The sequence below is a fragment of the Acidithiobacillus acidisediminis genome, from assembly GCF_023277115.1.
Taxonomy (GTDB): domain Bacteria; phylum Pseudomonadota; class Gammaproteobacteria; order Acidithiobacillales; family Acidithiobacillaceae; genus Igneacidithiobacillus; species Igneacidithiobacillus acidisediminis.
In genome coordinates this window covers 2,622,571-2,639,336 of the sequence record NZ_JALQCS010000001.1, presented here as the reverse complement: position 1 = coordinate 2,639,336, position 16,766 = coordinate 2,622,571, and the positions used below count along the sequence as shown (strand labels likewise).

At 58.9% G+C, this 16,766-nt stretch carries 16 protein-coding genes and 1 tRNA gene; 4 read left to right on the top strand and 13 right to left on the bottom strand.

From position 1 onward, the window contains the following. Window positions 1–8: 8 nt before the first annotated feature. Genes metG through M5D89_RS13215 form a run of 3 tightly spaced genes read right to left on the bottom strand, consistent with a single transcriptional unit; the run spans window position 9 to window position 3,883 of the window. Window positions 9–2,015, bottom strand: a complete 2,007-nt coding sequence (gene metG, locus M5D89_RS13225; RefSeq protein ID WP_248886264.1) for a methionine--tRNA ligase — start codon at window positions 2,013–2,015, stop codon at window positions 9–11. A gap of 47 nt (window positions 2,016–2,062) precedes the next feature. Then, a complete protein-coding gene (locus tag M5D89_RS13220) occupies window positions 2,063–2,842 on the bottom strand; it encodes an HAD family hydrolase (RefSeq protein ID WP_248886263.1) in 780 nt (259 codons plus the stop codon). 3 nt (window positions 2,843–2,845) lie between these two features. Then, window positions 2,846–3,883: a phosphotransferase enzyme family protein gene (locus M5D89_RS13215; protein ID WP_248886262.1), complete on the bottom strand. Its 1,038-nt coding sequence runs from the start codon at window positions 3,881–3,883 to the stop codon at window positions 2,846–2,848. Window positions 3,884–3,957: 74 nt separating this feature from the next. Between M5D89_RS13215 and M5D89_RS13210 the strand changes: the two genes are divergently transcribed. Then, window positions 3,958–5,295: an aminopeptidase P N-terminal domain-containing protein gene (locus M5D89_RS13210; protein ID WP_248886261.1), complete on the top strand. Its 1,338-nt coding sequence runs from the start codon at window positions 3,958–3,960 to the stop codon at window positions 5,293–5,295. Window positions 5,296–5,311: 16 nt separating this feature from the next. Here the strand turns inward: M5D89_RS13210 and M5D89_RS13205 are convergent, their stop codons facing one another. The 8 genes from M5D89_RS13205 to M5D89_RS13170 form a co-directional block, all read right to left on the bottom strand. Further along, window positions 5,312–5,878 carry an RlpA-like double-psi beta-barrel domain-containing protein gene (locus tag M5D89_RS13205; protein ID WP_248886260.1) on the bottom strand — a complete coding sequence of 189 codons (567 nt, stop codon included), beginning with the start codon at window positions 5,876–5,878 and terminating at the stop codon, window positions 5,312–5,314. A 149-nt stretch (window positions 5,879–6,027) separates the two neighbouring features. Continuing rightward, window positions 6,028–6,774: a type III pantothenate kinase gene (locus tag M5D89_RS13200; protein ID WP_248886259.1), complete on the bottom strand. Its 747-nt coding sequence runs from the start codon at window positions 6,772–6,774 to the stop codon at window positions 6,028–6,030. Then, window positions 6,771–7,685 carry a biotin--[acetyl-CoA-carboxylase] ligase gene (locus tag M5D89_RS13195; protein WP_248886258.1) on the bottom strand — a complete coding sequence of 305 codons (915 nt, stop codon included), beginning with the start codon at window positions 7,683–7,685 and terminating at the stop codon, window positions 6,771–6,773. The genes M5D89_RS13200 and M5D89_RS13195 overlap by 4 nt, the downstream gene beginning before the upstream one ends. Continuing rightward, window positions 7,666–8,928 carry a glutamate-5-semialdehyde dehydrogenase gene (locus tag M5D89_RS13190; RefSeq protein WP_248886257.1) on the bottom strand — a complete coding sequence of 421 codons (1,263 nt, stop codon included), beginning with the start codon at window positions 8,926–8,928 and terminating at the stop codon, window positions 7,666–7,668. Before M5D89_RS13190 ends, M5D89_RS13195 begins: the two co-directional genes overlap by 20 nt. A 79-nt stretch (window positions 8,929–9,007) precedes the next feature. Continuing rightward, window positions 9,008–9,982, bottom strand: coding sequence for a DNA polymerase III subunit delta (gene holA / locus M5D89_RS13185; RefSeq protein WP_248886256.1), 975 nt, complete (start codon window positions 9,980–9,982; stop codon window positions 9,008–9,010). A 32-nt stretch (window positions 9,983–10,014) separates the two neighbouring features. After that, window positions 10,015–10,503, bottom strand: a complete 489-nt coding sequence (locus tag M5D89_RS13180) for an LPS-assembly lipoprotein LptE (RefSeq protein WP_248886255.1) — start codon at window positions 10,501–10,503, stop codon at window positions 10,015–10,017. After that, complete coding sequence (gene leuS, locus M5D89_RS13175) at window positions 10,504–12,975, bottom strand: leucine--tRNA ligase (RefSeq protein WP_248886254.1); 2,472 nt, start codon at window positions 12,973–12,975, stop codon at window positions 10,504–10,506. It lies immediately after the preceding gene. After that, the gene (locus M5D89_RS13170; RefSeq protein WP_248886253.1) at window positions 12,972–13,274 is read right to left on the bottom strand and encodes a YhbY family RNA-binding protein; all 303 of its coding nucleotides are present in this window, start codon (window positions 13,272–13,274) and stop codon (window positions 12,972–12,974) included. The genes leuS and M5D89_RS13170 overlap by 4 nt, the downstream gene beginning before the upstream one ends. 75 nt (window positions 13,275–13,349) lie before the next feature. On the opposite strand from M5D89_RS13170, the gene M5D89_RS13165 reads away from it, so the two are divergent. Both M5D89_RS13165 and M5D89_RS13160 read left to right on the top strand, forming a co-directional pair. Next, on the top strand, window positions 13,350–13,976 hold the full coding sequence (locus tag M5D89_RS13165) for an RlmE family RNA methyltransferase (RefSeq protein ID WP_248886252.1): 627 nt from the start codon (window positions 13,350–13,352) through the stop codon (window positions 13,974–13,976). Between the two features lie 14 nt (window positions 13,977–13,990). Continuing rightward, a tRNA-Arg gene (locus tag M5D89_RS13160) sits at window positions 13,991–14,067 on the top strand. 190 nt (window positions 14,068–14,257) lie between these two features. Here the strand turns inward: M5D89_RS13160 and M5D89_RS13155 are convergent. Further along, window positions 14,258–14,950 carry an outer membrane beta-barrel protein gene (locus M5D89_RS13155; RefSeq protein WP_346347742.1) on the bottom strand — a complete coding sequence of 231 codons (693 nt, stop codon included), beginning with the start codon at window positions 14,948–14,950 and terminating at the stop codon, window positions 14,258–14,260. Window positions 14,951–15,016: 66 nt separating this feature from the next. On the opposite strand from M5D89_RS13155, the gene M5D89_RS13150 reads away from it, so the two are divergent. Further along, window positions 15,017–15,973 (top strand): IS5 family transposase, encoded by a 957-nt coding sequence (locus tag M5D89_RS13150; protein ID WP_004871535.1) that lies wholly within the window; start codon window positions 15,017–15,019, stop codon window positions 15,971–15,973. Between the two features lie 115 nt (window positions 15,974–16,088). On the opposite strand, the gene M5D89_RS13145 is transcribed toward M5D89_RS13150, so the two are convergent. Next, complete coding sequence (locus M5D89_RS13145; RefSeq protein WP_248886251.1) at window positions 16,089–16,583, bottom strand: outer membrane beta-barrel protein; 495 nt, start codon at window positions 16,581–16,583, stop codon at window positions 16,089–16,091. Window positions 16,584–16,766: the final 183 nt, after the last annotated feature.

Sequence of the window (16,766 nt, the reverse complement as noted above, 5' to 3'; positions counted from 1 at the left end):
ACACCGGATTATTTGACGCGCATTCCCGGCTGGGCACCGCTGTCTGGGCTAAGCAAGAACGGACCGCCAGCGCTGCCGCTGGCGGCTAGGACCATGCCTTCCGAAAGGCCAAAGCGCATCTTGCGAGGTGCGAGGTTGGCCACCATGACCGTGAGCCGCCCCACCAGACTGGCGGGATCATAGGCGCTCTTGATACCGGCAAAGACCGAGCGGGTCTTTTCTTCGCCAATGTCGAGGGTCAAATGCAATAACTTATCTGCCCCTTCGACCGCTTCGGCGCTGACGATGCGGGCAACACGCAGATCGACCTTGGTGAAGTCATCGATGCTGATGGTCGCAGAATTCGCCGCGATTTCCGTGCTGACGGGGCTGGGCTTCGATGGGCTGGGTTCTTGAATCAGGGCATCCACTTGCGTTTTTTCCATTCGTTGTAATAGGTGAGAGTAAGGCTCGATTGCATGCTGTAACAGAGGATCACGGAGCTGGTCCCAGCTGAGTTCGCAGCGCAGGAACGCGCAGGAACGCTCTGCCAGTCGCGGCAACACCGGGCTCAGTAGGGTGATGAGCAGGCGAAATCCATTCAGGATAACGGTGCAAACACGGTGTAATTTTTCCTGCTGCGCTGGATCCTTGGCGAGCAGCCAGGGTGCATGCTGATCGACGTAGGCATTGAGCTCATCGGCCAAGGACAGGATCTCGCGCATCGCCTTGGCGTACTCTCGGGCTTCGTAATGGGCACCGATCTCTTCTTGACGGGCCGCCAAGTTCTGATATAGCGCTAGGTCCTCGCCCAGACTGTCTGCCAGTCCCCCGCCAAACTGTCGATGGATGAAGCCCGCTGCACGGGATGCCAAGTTGACCACCTTGCCGACGAGATCGCCATTGCCCTTGAGCAGGAAATCATCCAGGTTCAGATCGATGTCTTCCACGTGGCTGTTCAGCTTGCAGGCAAAATAATAGCGCAGGAATTCTGGATCGAGGCGATCGAGATACTGGCGTGCGGTGATGGAGGTGCCGCGAGATTTGCTCATCTTTGCCCCATTGACGGTGAGATGTCCGTGGGCAAAGACGCCGCTGGGCAGACGGTGCCCGGAGCCCTGCAGCATGGCCGGCCAGAAGAGGGCATGGAAATAGATGATGTCCTTGCCGATGAAATGGTAAAGCTCGGCGCGGGAGTCCTTGCCCCAGAATTCGGCAAAATCGCGCCCCTGCTTGTCGCACCAGTGCTTTGTTGCAGCCATGTAGCCGGGCAGGGCATCGAGCCAGACGTAAAAGAACTTGTTCTGGGTATCGGGAATGGGGATACCAAAATACGGCGCATCCCGACTGATATCCCAATCGCTGAGCCCCGCTGCAAACCACTCATCGAGCTTGTTGGCCATCTCCTCCTGCAGGGTGCCACTGTGGATCCAGCGCTGGAGAAATTCAGCAAAGTCTGCGAGCTGAAAAAAGTAATGCTCGGAACTACGCCGCACGGGCGCAGCCCCAGATACCGCCGAGCGGGGCTCGATCAGGTCGGTGGGGCTATAGGTGGCACCACAGACTTCGCAATTGTCGCCATACTGATCGGCTGCCTTGCAGCGCGGGCAGGTGCCGCGAATAAAGCGATCGGGGAGAAACATCTCCGCGACGGGATCATAGGCTTGCTCGATTTCACGCACGGTGATGTGCTCCGCCGCGCGCAGGGCACGGTAGAGATCCTGGGAAATGGCGAAATTTTCGGGGGAATGGGTACTGTGGTAGAGATCGAAGGCAATGCCAAAGTCGGTGAAATCGCGCAAGTGCTCGCCATGCATGCGCTGGATCAGTTCCTCCGGTGAGATGCCCTCGCTCTGCGCACGCAGCATGATGGGGGTGCCGTGGGCATCGTCGGCGCAGAAATACCGGCACTCATGGCCGCGCAGGCGCTGATAGCGGGCCCAGATGTCGGTTTGGGTATATTCCACCAGGTGGCCGATGTGCAGCGGGCCGTTGGCGTAGGGTAGGGCGCTGGTGAGCAGGATTTGGCGTGTCATGGGATGCTAAATTACCTGCCTTTCCCGGGTGGGGCAATGTTTGCCGCTCAGTGGCGGGCGGCGAGGAAATGGATCCCCTCCAGGGCCTGGTAGAGGTCCCGGGCATCATAATCGGCGCGCACGTCGCGATAGTCTTTCCGTCCCTGGTCCGACCAGACGAGGATGGTCTTCAGCCCCGCCTGCGCGGCACCGAAGATATCGCGGTACATGTCATTGCCAACATAGATGCTTTCCTCGGGGCGTGCCTGCAACGTCGCACAGGTCTCCGTAAACAGGCGCGGATCCGGTTTGCGATAGCCATAGTGCGCAGAAATGGTTTTGACGGGAAAGTATTTGTGGATCTTGGTAATCCGCATTTCTGGCTTGGCAAATTCCACCTGGGCATCGGAGACGATCCCGAGCTGAAACTCTCCGGCAACGCTCTCCAACAGCTCTTTTGCGCCCGGGTAGCGCTCGATGCTGCGCCGCGACAGGGCACGGTGCAAGCGCACCAATTCCTTGGCCAGGCGCTCGCGGCGTTTTTCCACCTCCCGCACGCGATCTTCTCCCTCACTCGCCACGCTCTCGGGGCGAAAGTGCTTGGAGCCGGTGCGCAGTATCTCTCGCCAGACGGCGCGGGCGTTCATTTCCGGGTAATTTTCCGAGGAATCCCGTTTCTGCTGTTTGGCGAGGGAAAAATAGCGCTCACGCAAGTTGTCCGGGCTGATGCGGACGCGGTGATAACTCAGGTAGCGCGCTATTGCCCAGTAGATTTCCCCTTGGGATTCATCGGTCTCGATATGAATCAGGGTACCGTACAGATCGAAGAGAACGGCGCGGATGGTCATGATTTATCTCCCTAGGCAAGCAGTGGCCTGGTGAATGAGAGTGTGGGCGTGGTGATCGCCGAGATAGCTGTTGCGTGCAATGCGCAACAAGGTCAGTGCCTGGTAAAAGGGCTGGCGCTGGGTGATGGCACGAAACGCCGCCGATTGGTCTGGAAAGTGGCGACTATATTCCCACAAGAAGTGACCGATATAGTTTTCGGCAAGCTGCGCATCGCCATGCTGGCGCAGGGCCCAGTGCTGTAGTTCTCCGCTTACCATGCCGAGATCATAGGCCCGATCGCCGAAATGAGAGCGCTCGAAATCGATGGCGGTAAGCTGATGATGTCCCGTAACCAGGAAATTGGCGGGTGTTGCATCGCCGTGCAGGCGCACGCAATGGTCGGAATACATGGCCGGGTCCATCTCCCAGAGATGGCGCAGGTGATACAGATGATCGATTTCCTGCTGTTGCGCACGGCCACGACGCCAGAGGCGGGCGACGATCTTGTCGAAATAGGGAAATACCTCCCGAAACTGGACTGGGTCACCACGGACGTTGTGGTTGTGCAAACGCGCCAGGAAAAACGCCAGATCGGACAGGCTGTGCATCATTTCCCCGTCATCCGTTCCCGGATGGCTACGTGCCCAGATACGATGCAGCGGCTCGCCGAGCACGAAACATTCAAACAACACACCGGCAAAATTCGGGTTGACGCCTAGCGGTTGCACCACCCGATGTTGCCCCTGTCCGAGGCCGTTCCGGTGCAGCCAGGAAAGGACCTGGAACTCATGTTCTGCCGCTGCATTATTGTCATGATCGTGGTGACGGTCGAAAAACTTGCCGAGGACACGCCGCGCATGGCGTCGGTCTTCATACAAATAAACGGCATTGGAGCCGTGTAGCGCAAAGACGCGAAAGCCCTTGTCCGGCTCGAGCCCCAGCCTGGCGACGAAGATTTCGTGGTAGAGATAATCGTACAGTGGGTCGCTACGCTGCAGGTGTCCCAGATATCGCAATGCGTTGACCTCGCTGTCCACCTTTCCGAGGCCCCAGTCTAGCACAGGCCTGCGCCACAACGCCTTTACCAGCCTTTTGTGCCATACTGTACGCTTTCATAGCGTTTGTGCAGGTGCTCATGTTTGATCTCGGTCTTCCTCACCCGGATACCCTCGCCCGTCGTCAACGCCTGTTGGCGCAGATTGGGGAGCGGGGGATTCTCGTGCTCCCGACAGCACGGGAGCAGATTCGCAATCGGGACGTCCACTATCCTTTCCGACCCGATTCCGATTTTTACTATCTGACCGGCTTTGCCGAGCCCGAGGCGCTGCTGGTCCTGGCCCCAGGCCATGCCGATGGGGAGCAGTTTCTCTTCTGCCGCCCCCGCGATCCAGAGCGGGAGACCTGGGATGGCCGTCGCGCTGGCATCGAGGGGGCAAAAGAAATTTGTCAGGTCGATCAGTGTTACCCAATTCAGGATCTCGACACCGTCTTGCCCAAGCTCCTGGAGAATCGGGAGATCTTGCTCTACCCCATGGGTCTTGGCGCGGACTTTGATGCGCGTGTGCAACTGTGGCGCAATCAGGCCCGGTCGCGGAGCCGGCAGGGTATCGGCTATCCCATGGAATTGGTGGATGCTGCCCATTTTCTTGATGAGATGCGCTTGCACAAAGATCCCGTTGAGCGGGAACTGATGCGGGCAGCAGCGGGCGTCAGCGCCGCTGGACATCGGCACGGGATGCGCCAAACGCGGCCAGGAATGAAGGAATATCAGCTCCAGGCGGAAATCGAGTATGTCTTTCAACGCCAGGGCGCCGAGCGCGTTGCCTATTCCAGTATTGTGGGGGGCGGCGCCAACGGCTGCATTCTGCACTACGTGGAAAACAACGCTGAATTGCAGGATGGGGATCTCGTGTTGGTCGATGCGGGTGCCGAGATTGCCGGGTATGCGGGGGATATCACCCGCACCTGGCCGGTCAACGGCCAGTTTTCTGGGCCACAACGGGATATTTACGGCTTGGTGCTGGCGAGCCAGCAGGCGGCCATCGCCGCGGTGCAGATTGGCCGGCCCGTAAGTGAGTATCACGATGCCGCAGTAGAGGTTCTGGTCGATGGTCTGCGCGAGCTCAAGATCCTGCGGGAAGGGCGTGAGGAGATCCTCGAGAAGCAGTTATATCGACCCTTTTACATGCATCGCACTGGCCACTGGCTGGGCATGGATGTGCATGATGTTGGAGCCTATCGGCAAGGTGTGGAGAAAAGTTGGCGTCCCCTCGCGGCAGGCATGGTCCTGACGGTGGAACCCGGTCTGTATTTTGCGCCTGGACAGGAAGGAGTGCCCGAGGCCTACCAGGGAATCGGGATTCGGATCGAGGATGATCTTTTCCTTGGCGCAGACGGGGTAGAGATTTTGAGCGCCGCAGTACCAAAAGAGATGGATGAGATCGAGGAGCTGATGGCCGGCGGGCTGCGCTGAGGCAGCCCTCCTGCACTCAGGAGTTGATAGCCTTCGGGTGACCGGGTTTGGGAAGCAGGCGCAGTTCGGCGCGCTGAACACCAAAATCCACTGCCTGTTGCAGGGTATTCATCAGGATATCGGCGGCCATGTGATAGCGTGGGTTCATGACATCCCAGACGACCCCGTGGACGACTTGCCCAGAGCTGAGCAAGATGTCGACTTTTTCTCCACAGCGGTTGGTGCCGTTGCGACGGAAGAACAGATCTTGGGAAAGCGCAACTTGATCCGGACGCGTGGGGCCGCAGGCGGACATTTCGGGATCCCTGCTGGTTTGCCAGGCGACTGCGTTATATGCCGTTACCCGGTGCAGATAGATGAGCCGGTGGCCGAGCATCATGGCGCCATTGACCGAGATCATCGTATTGTTTTGCGCCTGCAACTGCGCTTCCGCGGCTGCCAGATCAGCGCTCTGTTTGTCCATGGCCTGATGCACTAAGCCGACCGGTAAGCCGGGTTGTGCCAAGGATACTGCGTTGGGGAGGATTGCCGCCAGCAAAGCCACGGCCACGCCCATACCAATCTTTTCCAACAACCGATTCATCTCCTTTTACCCCAGGGCCTTCTCAGTGGCTAGGGTGCCTCAAGGCACCTTCTCCCAAGATAACTGTTTTCAGGGCAGAGACTATCCCAAAATATTCAATAAAAATCAATAGATTGTAAAAAACTCATAAAAACAGTCGGTTGCGGTATCTATTTGCTGTACTTGTTATTTTTTTTTACCAGTCGGGAAAAACCGCGCAACAGGAGCTGTGGATCGTAGGTCACCCTCGCCAAATGGGGTAGGAGAGTCTCGGCGTCTCCGCCCGTCAGAAAGACGCGGCCGTGCCGATAGAGGCGCTGGAACTCCTCTATGGCCTGACGGATGGCACTGAGGGTGCCGTACCATACGCCAGCCAGCATGCTGGTCGTGGTGTCGTTGCCTAGAAATTTTTCGGGAACGGTGAGGGTCACCTGCGGCAAGAGCGCTGTTTGCCGTTGCAGGCAATCCAATTGACTCTGCAGACCGGGAAGAATCCGCCCCCCGAGGAATTGTTCGCCAGCCAAGGTGTCGATGGTGATGGCCGTCCCGGTATCGATGACTAGGGCAGCACCACCCGGTTCCAGCTGTTGCCAGGCACCAAGCAGACAACAGCGGCGGTCGAAGCCCAAGGCCTCGGGGGGCTGATAGGCATTGGGGAGAAGCTGATGAAACAGGCCGGGATCCCAGTCGGGTAGGTAGTGGTTCTGCAGCTCTTCCTGCCAGTGCTGCAGCACCTCAGGAACTACCCCGGCCAGAAAGATCTCCTCTTCCTTCCACCAATCCGTCCATGTTGCAGGCAGGCTGTGCCGGATCCGCGCTGGACTTTCCTTGCTGGATCGATGGGCAACGACAAATTGCTCGCCATCAGTCGTGCGGGCGAGAAGGGTGCGGGTGTTGCCAATGCTGATCAGGATCATGTCAGGGGTCGTAGACGGAGTTGGCCGGCGTGGATGCATAGATTGCGCTGACCATCCACCAGACGCAGCCTGCCATCGTCCTCCACATCTTCGACTTGCCAGATGGCGTTGTTGTAGTCGCTGCACAGCTCAACCCAGCGCCCGCGCAAGCGATCCGCCTCTTCCCAGCGGCGGCGAAACGGCGCCAGCCCCCCTTGTTGCAGCAGCGGAAGGTCCTGGCGCCACTGAGCAAGAATGGCCAGAAGGAGCTCGTGACGCGTGATCTGGCAGCCTGCCTCAGCGAGGCTGATGGCTGTTGCGGGTAGACCGGGATCTGTCTGCACATTGACGCCAAAGCCCAGCACCCAACGTTGCCCTGCCGGCCCATGCCGTCCCTCGAGGAGGAGCCCGGCTACCTTGCGTTGCCCTATCCACAGATCATTGGGCCATTTTACCCATAGTTCCGGCAGCCGTTCGCGGAGTACCGTGTAGATCCCCAAGGCGGCTACCAGAGGAAGGACTGTGGCGTAACTTGGGTCGATCTCCAGGGCGAAACTGGCGGCAAGGTGTCGACCAAAAGCGGAGTGCCAAAAGCGCCCATGGCGCCCGTGCCCCGCCCACTGAGCCTCGGCAAGCCCAAGTCGCAAAGCAGGCTGCGCGAGCAGCCGAGTGTTGCTGGAGTCGCAGAGGGGCCAGATCGCCACCTGCTCCGCCGAAAAGCCGGAATCCGCAGCGAGACGATCCGCATCCCAAGCCTGTTCCGGGTGCACGAGTTGCAGGACACCGTCGTGCCGTTGTAGTGGAATGCCCCAGCGCCGGGATTCCTGTTCCCAGCAGAGGCCCTCTGGTTCTGCTACGAGAATGCCGCGATAGGATTGTTCCAGAATCCGGAGGAAATCCGCCGATGGTAGCTCAGGAGCGGATATGACCATCTCCCAGTACGATCCATTTCTGCAGGGTCAGCCCTTCCAGACCCACCGGCCCGCGCACGTGCAGGCGGTTGGTCGAGATGCCGATCTCGGCCCCCAGGCCATACTCGAAGCCGTCGGCGAAGCGGGTGGAGGCATTGACCATCACCGAGCTGGAATCGACTTCACGCAGAAAGCGGCGCGCATGGCTGTAGTTTTCGGTGATGATGCTCTCGGTATGCTGGGAGCTGTATTGACTGATGTGGGCCAGGGCGGCATCGAGATCAGCAACGATCTTGAGCGAAATGATCGCTGCCAGATACTCGGTCCCATAGTCTTCCTCCGTCGCCGCTACCGCACCGGGGATCAGGGGCAAGGATTCTGGGCAAGCACGGATTTCGACCCCTTTTTCTTGCAGTGCCTGCGCGATGGGCAGCAGCAGGTCGTCGACGCGAGAGCGGTGAATCAGCAGGCTTTCGGCGGTGTTGCAGGTGCCCAGGCGCTGGGTCTTGGCGTTGACCACCACCTGCAGGGCCTTTTTGCTGTCGGCATCCTGATCGACGTAGACATGGCAATTGCCATCCAGGTGCATAATGACCGGTACCGTGGCCTCGTCGCGGATGCGCGCGAGGAGGCTTTTGCCGCCGCGGGGAATGATCACGTCGACGTAACGATCCATGCGGATCAGGGCCCCGACTGCCTCGCGGTCGGCAGTGTGCACATATTGCACCAGATCGAGGGGCAGGCCGGCTTTGCCCAGTGCGGCGCGCAAGCGTTCGGCAATCGCCATGTTGCTGTGCAGCGATTCGGAACCGCCGCGCAGGATGACCGCATTGCCGGACTTGACGCAGAGGCCGGCGGCATCGGCCGTGACGTTGGGGCGGGATTCGTAAATCATGGCGATCACCCCGAGAGGCATGCGCATATGACCGACTTGAATGCCGCTGGGGCGCATGTGCAGATCGGTGATTTCCCCCACCGGGTCGGCGAGGCTGGCGATTTCTTCCAAACCCACGGCCATGGCCTCGATTCGTTTTTCATCAAGACGCAGGCGATCGATGAAGGCCGGGTCGCGGCCCGCCTGCTCGGCGCTGCGCAGATCTTTGCGATTGGCCCGCTGCAAGTCGTCGGCGTCGCGGCGGAGGAACTCGGCCATCAGGTGCAGGGCGTCATTCTTGCGCCCCGGTTCCAGGGCCAGGGCGCGGCGCTGTGCCTGGCGCGCGCGCTGACCAGTGTTTTGCATCAGGGAATGGAGATCTTCGGACATAATCGCTCCTTAGGCTGGGGCGAGATCATGGCGGTGCCCACGGGATGGACGCGGCGATGACTTCGCTGAGAAATTCGCTTTATTGTGCCGGGACTTTGTCTAACTGGCAAAAAAGCAGTGCGAGATCGGTCAGTGCCGGCCAGAGGGGACGAGGATCCTGACCTTTGATGCGAGCATCGATTTCCTGGCATTGAAACAAGGCCCGCCGCAAATTTGCCCTGGATAGGCGGCGCGCGGCTGCCAAGAGACGTTCGCTACGGGGCGGGAAGAGGCGTTCGCGGCGTATTAGCTCTTCGCTTTTTCCCTCTTGTAACTGGAGGAGCAGGGAGAGCTCACGATGTAGAGTCCAGAGGATCAGGATCGGCTCGGCCTGGGCGCTGCGCAAACGCTCCATGCTACGCAGGATGGCGCGGGGCTCCCCCTGCAGCGCAGCATCACTCAGATCGAAGATAGAAAACTGGCTGCTATCGTCCAGGAGCTCGGGCAAGTCCGCCGCCTCCAGCCGTTGCTGGGGATAGATTTCCGCCCAGCGACGAATGGCCTGATCGGCGGCACTCAAATTGCCTTGGCTGCGTTCTGCCAAAAGCGCAATGGCCTCGGCGCTTGCGGATATCTTCGCCTGACGCAAACGCTGTTCGATCCAGCGCGGCCAGTCTTCTGCCTCGGGAGGATAAAAAATGGCGCAAATGACCTGTGGAGCACGATCCAGGGTCTGGAACCACTTCAATTTTTGCGTGTTGGCATCGGGTCGCGCGCCCGTGAGCAGCAAGCGGGTATCTTCGGGCGGCTGGGCAAGCCAGAATTCCAGGGCGCCCAGGGCGTCTTTAGACAAGCGCAGGTCGTTCAGTCGCAGCAGCAGAATACGTGGCTCGGGAAAAAGGGATAGGGCGTCGCGCTCGCTGCGCAACACGGCCCACGGATCCTCTTGCGGGAGGCGTTGTAAACGCTGGAATCCCTCTTTCTGCCAGCGATTGCGCAGTTGGGTTTCGGCTTCGGCAAGGAGGAGTGGCGCATCGGAAAACAGGGCATAGAAGGGCGCGCTGCCGCGTGCCATTTGCGTTGGCCAGTCCCTTGCCTTGACCCGCATCAGCGCAGCGCAGGGGCGAGCAAGACCCGGCGCAACACCATGCGCGCTGCCTCGTCGAACAGCTGGCGCTGGCTTTCGATTCCTTGCTCGTTGGTGGCGAGGGGATTGCTGCTGTTGTAGGTAAAACTTTGCTCCACCAGCAGTGGCTCGCTGGGCAAGAGCGTTTCCTTGCCCTGTTGCACACGCACAGTGCCGCGCAGGGTGTTGAGAAACTCCAGGGCCGCCCCGCTCGTCGGGCTGATACTGGTAGCGCGCTGATCCATGGAAATATCATCGAGATGCAGGACCGGACCGTTTTTGCTGGCCACGTTGCCGTCCCGTTCCAAAGCTCGCTGAACCGCCTGGGCCAATTGCCCACCAGCCGGACCACTGGCCTCTACCTGCAGCCCCTGCAGGCGGGCGGGAATGGTGCTGCCTTGCGGCAGATGAAAACCACAACCACCCAGCAAGACCGCCGCGCCAAGGAGCAGGAAACGCCGCCGCAGCATTCAGGCCACCACGATATTGATCAATCGACCGGGCACCACGATCACCTTGCGCACGGTCTTGCCCTGGAGATGGCGTGCCATCTCTGGGTGGCGCAGGACCGCGGCTTCCAGCTCCTGCGGCTGACTATTGGCCGGGAAATCCAGGCGTTCACGCAGCTTGCCGTTGATCTGGATGACCAAGGTAACCGTATCGCTCTGCAAGGCAGCGGGGTCCAGCTCGGGCCAGGGGTGGGTGTGCAGCAATTGACCATCACCAATGCGCTCCCAGAGGGCCTCGGCCAGGTGCGGCGCGAAGGGGTTGAGCAAGAGCAGCAGGGCACGCAACCCCTCGCCGAGGGCGGCATGAAGATCGCTTCCCGGGACCGCATCGACCTTCATGAGCTGATTGCTCAGTTCCATACAGGCCGCAATGGCAACATTGAAATGCTGCCGATCTTCCATGTTCATGCTGACGCGCTCGATGCACTGATGCACTGCGCGACGAAGGTCGCGGGCCTCATCAGCGAGAGTTTCCGGCAACGGCGGGACGGGCAGGGAATAGTCTTGCACCATGCGCCAGATTCGCTGCAGAAAACGATGCGCACCTTCCACGGCACTGTCCGACCATTCCAGAGACTGCTCCGGTGGCGCGGCAAAGAGGATGAACAGGCGGGCGGTGTCGGCGCCGTAGCGATCGAGTATCGCCTGGGGATCGACGGTATTGCCCTTGGATTTGCTCATCTTGCTGCCGTCCTTCAAGACCATTCCTTGGGTAAGGAGGCGACGGAAAGGCTCATCGTGGGCGCCATCGTTGGGCAAGAGCCCAGCGTCGCGCAGCAAGCGATTGAAGAAACGGGCGTAGAGGAGGTGCAGTACGGCATGTTCGACGCCGCCGACGTACTGATCTACTGGCAGCCAGGCAGCGGCGCGTTCGTCCAGCATGGCCTCTGCGTCGGGGCAGGCGAAACGGGCGTAATACCAGGAACTTTCCACGAAGGTGTCCATGGTGTCCGTCTCGCGCTGTGCCGGCGCACCGCATTGGGGACAATCCACCTGCAAAAAGGCTGGATCGTCGAGGAGGGGGGAACGGGGATCCTGCAGCTGATAGTGCGTGGGCAGGACGACGGGAAGATCCTCTTCCGCTACGGGTACGATGCCGCAATGCGGGCAGTGAATCATGGGGATCGGTGTACCCCAGTAGCGCTGGCGTGAGATTCCCCAGTCGCGCAGGCGGTAGTTGATGGTTTTGCGGCCGAGCCCCCGTTCTTCCAGGGCTTGGCTGATGGCTGCTTTTGCCGTCTGGCTATCGAGCCCATCAAATTCCCGCGAGTGGATCAATATTCCAGTGCTGGTATGGGCGACTGCCAAATCATCAGGATTCTCGCTGTCCTCGCCATCGCCGCGAATAACGATGCGGATCGGCAATCCATACTTGCGGGCAAACTCAAAGTCGCGTTGGTCGTGGGCGGGTACGCTCATGACGGCCCCCTCGCCATAGCCCATCAGTACGAAATTGGCGGCCCAAACCGGGAGCAGTTCGTCAGTCAATGGATGGCGCACCTGGACCCCCAGGGGAACGCCCTCTTTTTCCTGCGTTTCCATCGTCGCTTCCGAAACCGCGACATGCTTGCAGCGGGCGATGAAGGCGGCGACGGCGGGATTGGTCTGCGCCACCTGCTGCGCGAGGGGATGCTCCGCCGCCACGGCCAGGTAGGTGGCACCGAAGAGGGTGTCGGGGCGGGTGCTGAAGACCTTGATCACGCCATCGCCAGCAGCGAGGGGAAAATGGATTTCCGCCCCTTCCGAGCGACCAATCCAGTTGCGTTGCATGGCCAGCACCTGATCGGGCCATTGCCCCTGCAAGGTATCGAGACCAGCCAGCAGCTCGTCCGCGTAATTGCTGATGCGCAGAAACCACTGACGGATCTCGCGCCGCTCCACCAGCGCGCCGGAGCGCCAACCGCGTCCGTCCACGACCTGTTCGTTGGCGAGTACGGTCTGGTCCACGGGATCCCAGTTCACCGTGCTGAGTTTCTGGTAGGCGAGGCCCTTTTTCCATAACTGCAGGAACAGCCACTGTTCCCAGTGGTAGTATTCTGGGGTGCAGGTGGCGATTTCCCGCGACCAGTCGTAGGAAAGACCCAGACGTCTGAGTTGCCCACGCATGTGCTCGATATTGGAATAGGTCCATGCTGCGGGTGCCGTGCCGTTCTTGAGTGCTGCATTTTCTGCCGGTAGACCGAAGGCGTCCCAGCCCATGGGATGCAACACGGTCTTGCCACGCATGCGCTGGTAGCGGGCGATGGCATCGACGATGCTGTAATTACGGACATGGCCCATGTGGAGTTGGCCGGAAGGATAGGGGAACATGGCCAGGGCATAGAATTTTTCGCCGGTTGGCCGTTCTGGCGCACGAAAATAGCCTTCGCGCTCCCAACGTTCCTGTATGGCGATTTCGAGGCTCTGCGGATGATAACTGTGGTTTTCGGTCATGGTTTTGCTTGTAGAGGAACGAATGTGCTGCCTGCTGGGCGCGCCCGATAGAGCATGAGAATTCGCCCGACGCGGCCAATAATTTCTGCCTCCGCGCCGGTGGCGAGTTGGTGGATGCACTCATCGCGCTCGTCTTTGTCCAGAGCAGGCAAACGAACCTTCAGCAGTTCATGATCGAAAAGAGCGCGATCGAGTTCGCTCAAGACCGCTGCTGTTACGCCTTGATTGCCGACGGTGATGATGGGTTTCAGGTGGTGCGCGCGGGCGCGCAGGTCCTGTCGGGCTTTGCTGTCCAGCATGGTATGCTCAACACTCCGGGTGGTGAAGATAGAAAGTGTACGGTTCGTGGCAGATGGGGTCAAAAGGAGAAGAATTTGGCGCGCAGTAAATCCAGTGGACGGTGGCTCAAAGAGCACTTTCAAGACCCCTATGTGCAGCGGGCAATGAAGGAAGGATACCGCTCCCGAGCCAGCTACAAGCTGCTGGAAATCCAAGAGAAAGACCGCATTCTGCGGCGCGGGATGCGGGTGCTGGACTTGGGCGCAGCGCCGGGCGGCTGGACCCAGGTGGCCGCGCCCATCTTGGGTCCGGAAGGGCGCTTGGTGGCGGTCGATCGGTTAGCCATGGATCCAGTAGGAGATGCCCTGGTCATCGAAGGAGATATCTACGATGAGGCGGTCATCGCCCAATGTCGGGAGGCTTTTCCGGCGGGTATCGATCTGCTGATGAGTGACATGGCCCCCAATATGTCCGGTATTGCCAGTGCCGATCAGGCACGCGCCATCGGTCTATGCGAACTGAGCCTTGACCTGGCCCAGGAGTGGTTGGTTCCGGGTGGGGCTCTGTTGATGAAAGTCTTCATGGGGGCAGGAGCTGAAGAGCTGCGCCGGGCCCTGAAGCAAAGCTTTGCCAAGATCGTAGTGCGTAAACCCGAGGCCTCGCGCGCCCGCTCGGCGGAGCAGTATTGGCTGGCGCTGGACTTCCGCCCCCGCCACGAATAAACTTTTGTCTGCACGCGCGGTTAGCTCAGCTGGATAGAGCGTTGGCCTCCGAAGCCAAAGGTCACTGGTTCGAATCCAGTATCGCGCACCAATAAAATCAATAAGTTACAAAAGATCCAGCCGCGTGCCGGATTTTTTGTTCCTCAATCCTTTGAAAAAACACCGCTCGATTAGAGCGGTGTTACTACAGAAACATCTATATTTTCAGTCTGAGCACGAGAATTTGCACGGTCATCATTCTGCAAAATGAGTCAACGTGCCTCTTTTGGTGCTAGTAAGGACTAGAAAACAAAGCCAGTTTCTACCATGCCGCGCACTTGGTTTGTTGCCAATCCACTCTGTCCGGCAAAGCCCGTACCCGTTGGCGTAGAAGCCGTTACATAAGACAGTTCTGCGCGCGCAAAAAAGTCCCCTGCCTGGTAAGTTGGTGTTACAGTTAGCGACCAGGCGTGGGAATCTGCGGGTAAATCTGTGAGTGTCGAAGCGACGGAGTGCAGATTAAGGCCGTATCCCAGTGGTCCACCAACTTCTAGATATTCGACCCTGGCGCCCATAGACCAGTCACTGTTGTAGCTGTAATTTAGCAGAATTGATCCGCCATAGTTGTCAAACGAATGGGGAACTCCGGCTTGCACACTTTTAGGCGTATGCATATACTGGAAATAGGGTTCAATCATCCAAGGACCAGAGCTGTATTCATATTCCAAGCCGTAGATCTGGCTGACGGTACCAATGGCCGAGTAGGCGGCATTATTAGCTGAAGTCCGTACCTTACCAAGGGGGCCATCGGCATAGAAGCTGACCGTATTGGCGCCATTGATGGCGTACGTCACGATGCCGCTTAGTACATTATAACGATTAGAGTAGTAGCCATCATTCAAGGAGAGCGAAGCACTCACGGGTCCTGCACTCGCGTTAAATTGAATGCCTCGGCTGACGATTGGCTCCATATCCCAGAGCAAGCCGCGCTCGATATTAAGGAGTCTCTGATTTAGCCATCTGATACAATGGGCTGACCGAGTAGCGAGGAGATGCTATCCATGTCCGGACAGATAACCTTTGCCGAGGAGCCCAGCCTGTCGCGACGCCGCAAGCAGACCAAGCGAGAACGCTTTCTGGCCGAGATGGATGCCGTGGTTCCCTGGGCCAGGCTTGTGGCCTTGATCGAGCCGCACTACCCCAAGGGGGGCAGCGGCCGCAAACCTATGCCTTTGGAGCGGATGCTGCGGATCCACTTTCTCCAGCAATGGTTCGGCTACTCCGATCCGGGGATGGAAGAGGCCCTGTACGAGGTTCCTCTGCTCCGTCAATTCGTCGGTATCGACTTGGGTCGGGACTTCGTTCCCGATGAGACCACGATCCTGAAGTTCCGCCGCTTACTGGAGCGCCATGCGCTTGCCCAGGCCATCTTTGCCGAGGTGCAGTCCGTGTTGCAGGAGAAAGGGCTCTTGCTGCAGGAAGGCAAGACCGTGGATGCCACCTTGATTCACGCCCCGAGCTCCACCAAGAACCGAGACCGCAAGCGGGATCCAGAGATGAGTTCCACCAAGAAAGGGAATCAGTGGTATTTCGGGATGAAGGCGCATGTGGCAACGGATCTCCAAGGTATCGTACAGGCGGTGGACTTCACGGCGGCCAAGGTACCGGATCATCAGCGGCTGGAGGGGCTCCTTACCGGAGAGGAGTCGGTGGTCCTCGCTGACCGGGGCTATGACTATCCCCAGGTGCATGACACGCTGGTGGCCCGAGGCATACGGAACGCGGTAGCGCGGCGACGCTATCCTGGGCAGAAAACCGGCTTGGCGGCCCTCAAGCGCTACAACCGCGCCATTGCCCGGATCCGTGCCCGGGGAGAACACGCCTTCCGGGTGCTGAAGTGCCAATTCGGTTATCAGCGAACCAGATATCGGGGTCTGGCCAAGAACGGTGCTCAACTGACCACGCTCTTTGCCTTGGCCAATCTGTACATGCTGAGGAGATATCTCCTGGCCGCGTAGGGAGTGGTGTGCCCAATATCCAATAATTCTCCAGAAAATGGGGGAATTTGACGGATAAGTGACCTGATAGCAACGTGCTTAGGTCAATACTGGGGACAAGGCGCACCTTTTTAGGCTAGGTCAGAGCTTCCTTAATATTCTGGTAGGTAAAGCCGCCCTCCGCACCAATTAAGGTCGGGAGTTTGCCGATCTCTACGGAATAATTGGAACTTGGCGCAATTTTCAGGTAAGCAACGGGTAATGCGCCAAAATCGTTGATCGTGGAAGTGGGGTTGGCGCCTGCCAGCGAGGCCGCCAGGGTCGGAAAACCATAGGCTCCCGCCTGCGCGTAAAACTGCACCAGACCACTACTCTTTTGCACAATTACCATGCCATTGGTAATGGTTGCTCCAGCATACTTTGCCCCGAGAGTGCCAGGCGTGCCTTGGGGATTGTCCTGCCAAAATCCCATGGCGCTGGCTATGCCCTGCACGCCGATTTTTCCTAGCGGTCCTGCGTCCACGGATATTGGATTTGGAACATTAATAGATGCATTCGCGATGGGTGCGGCAAGAACAGCAAGAGCGGCTACAACACCGAGTGCAATGGACTTCCTGTTAGTTTTTTTCATAGCAATTGTCTCCGAAGGGTGAATCTCAAACCCAATGCAAGCAGATATTGTGCCAATGTGAAAAAAGCGCAACAGTCGGTTGTTTTTGTGGCAACGCATGCAGGATGTTCGAATATTTGCACTATGATCAAGCATATGATGCTCCAATATGGTGCAATTATGCCTCATGAAGGGGACGGCGAG

Excerpts from the sequence above, each read along its gene's own strand:
- holA (WP_248886256.1), bottom strand. The coding sequence starts at position 9,982 with ATGGCACGCGGCAGCGCGCCCTTCTATGCCCTGTTTTCCGATGCGCCA.
- M5D89_RS13150 (WP_004871535.1), top strand. The coding sequence starts at position 15,017 with ATGTCCGGACAGATAACCTTTGCCGAGGAGCCCAGCCTGTCGCGACGC.
- M5D89_RS13220 (WP_248886263.1), bottom strand. The coding sequence starts at position 2,842 with ATGACCATCCGCGCCGTTCTCTTCGATCTGTACGGTACCCTGATTCAT.
- M5D89_RS13190 (WP_248886257.1), bottom strand. The coding sequence starts at position 8,928 with ATGTCCGAAGATCTCCATTCCCTGATGCAAAACACTGGTCAGCGCGCG.
- M5D89_RS13200 (WP_248886259.1), bottom strand. The coding sequence starts at position 6,774 with ATGATCCTGATCAGCATTGGCAACACCCGCACCCTTCTCGCCCGCACG.
- M5D89_RS13145 (WP_248886251.1), bottom strand. The coding sequence starts at position 16,583 with ATGAAAAAAACTAACAGGAAGTCCATTGCACTCGGTGTTGTAGCCGCT.
- M5D89_RS13170 (WP_248886253.1), bottom strand. The coding sequence starts at position 13,274 with ATGCTGGACAGCAAAGCCCGACAGGACCTGCGCGCCCGCGCGCACCAC.
- M5D89_RS13195 (WP_248886258.1), bottom strand. The coding sequence starts at position 7,685 with ATGGTCATATCCGCTCCTGAGCTACCATCGGCGGATTTCCTCCGGATT.
- metG (WP_248886264.1), bottom strand. The coding sequence starts at position 2,015 with ATGACACGCCAAATCCTGCTCACCAGCGCCCTACCCTACGCCAACGGC.
- M5D89_RS13210 (WP_248886261.1), top strand. The coding sequence starts at position 3,958 with ATGTTTGATCTCGGTCTTCCTCACCCGGATACCCTCGCCCGTCGTCAA.
- leuS (WP_248886254.1), bottom strand. The coding sequence starts at position 12,975 with ATGACCGAAAACCACAGTTATCATCCGCAGAGCCTCGAAATCGCCATA.
- M5D89_RS13205 (WP_248886260.1), bottom strand. The coding sequence starts at position 5,878 with ATGAATCGGTTGTTGGAAAAGATTGGTATGGGCGTGGCCGTGGCTTTG.
- M5D89_RS13180 (WP_248886255.1), bottom strand. The coding sequence starts at position 10,503 with ATGCTGCGGCGGCGTTTCCTGCTCCTTGGCGCGGCGGTCTTGCTGGGT.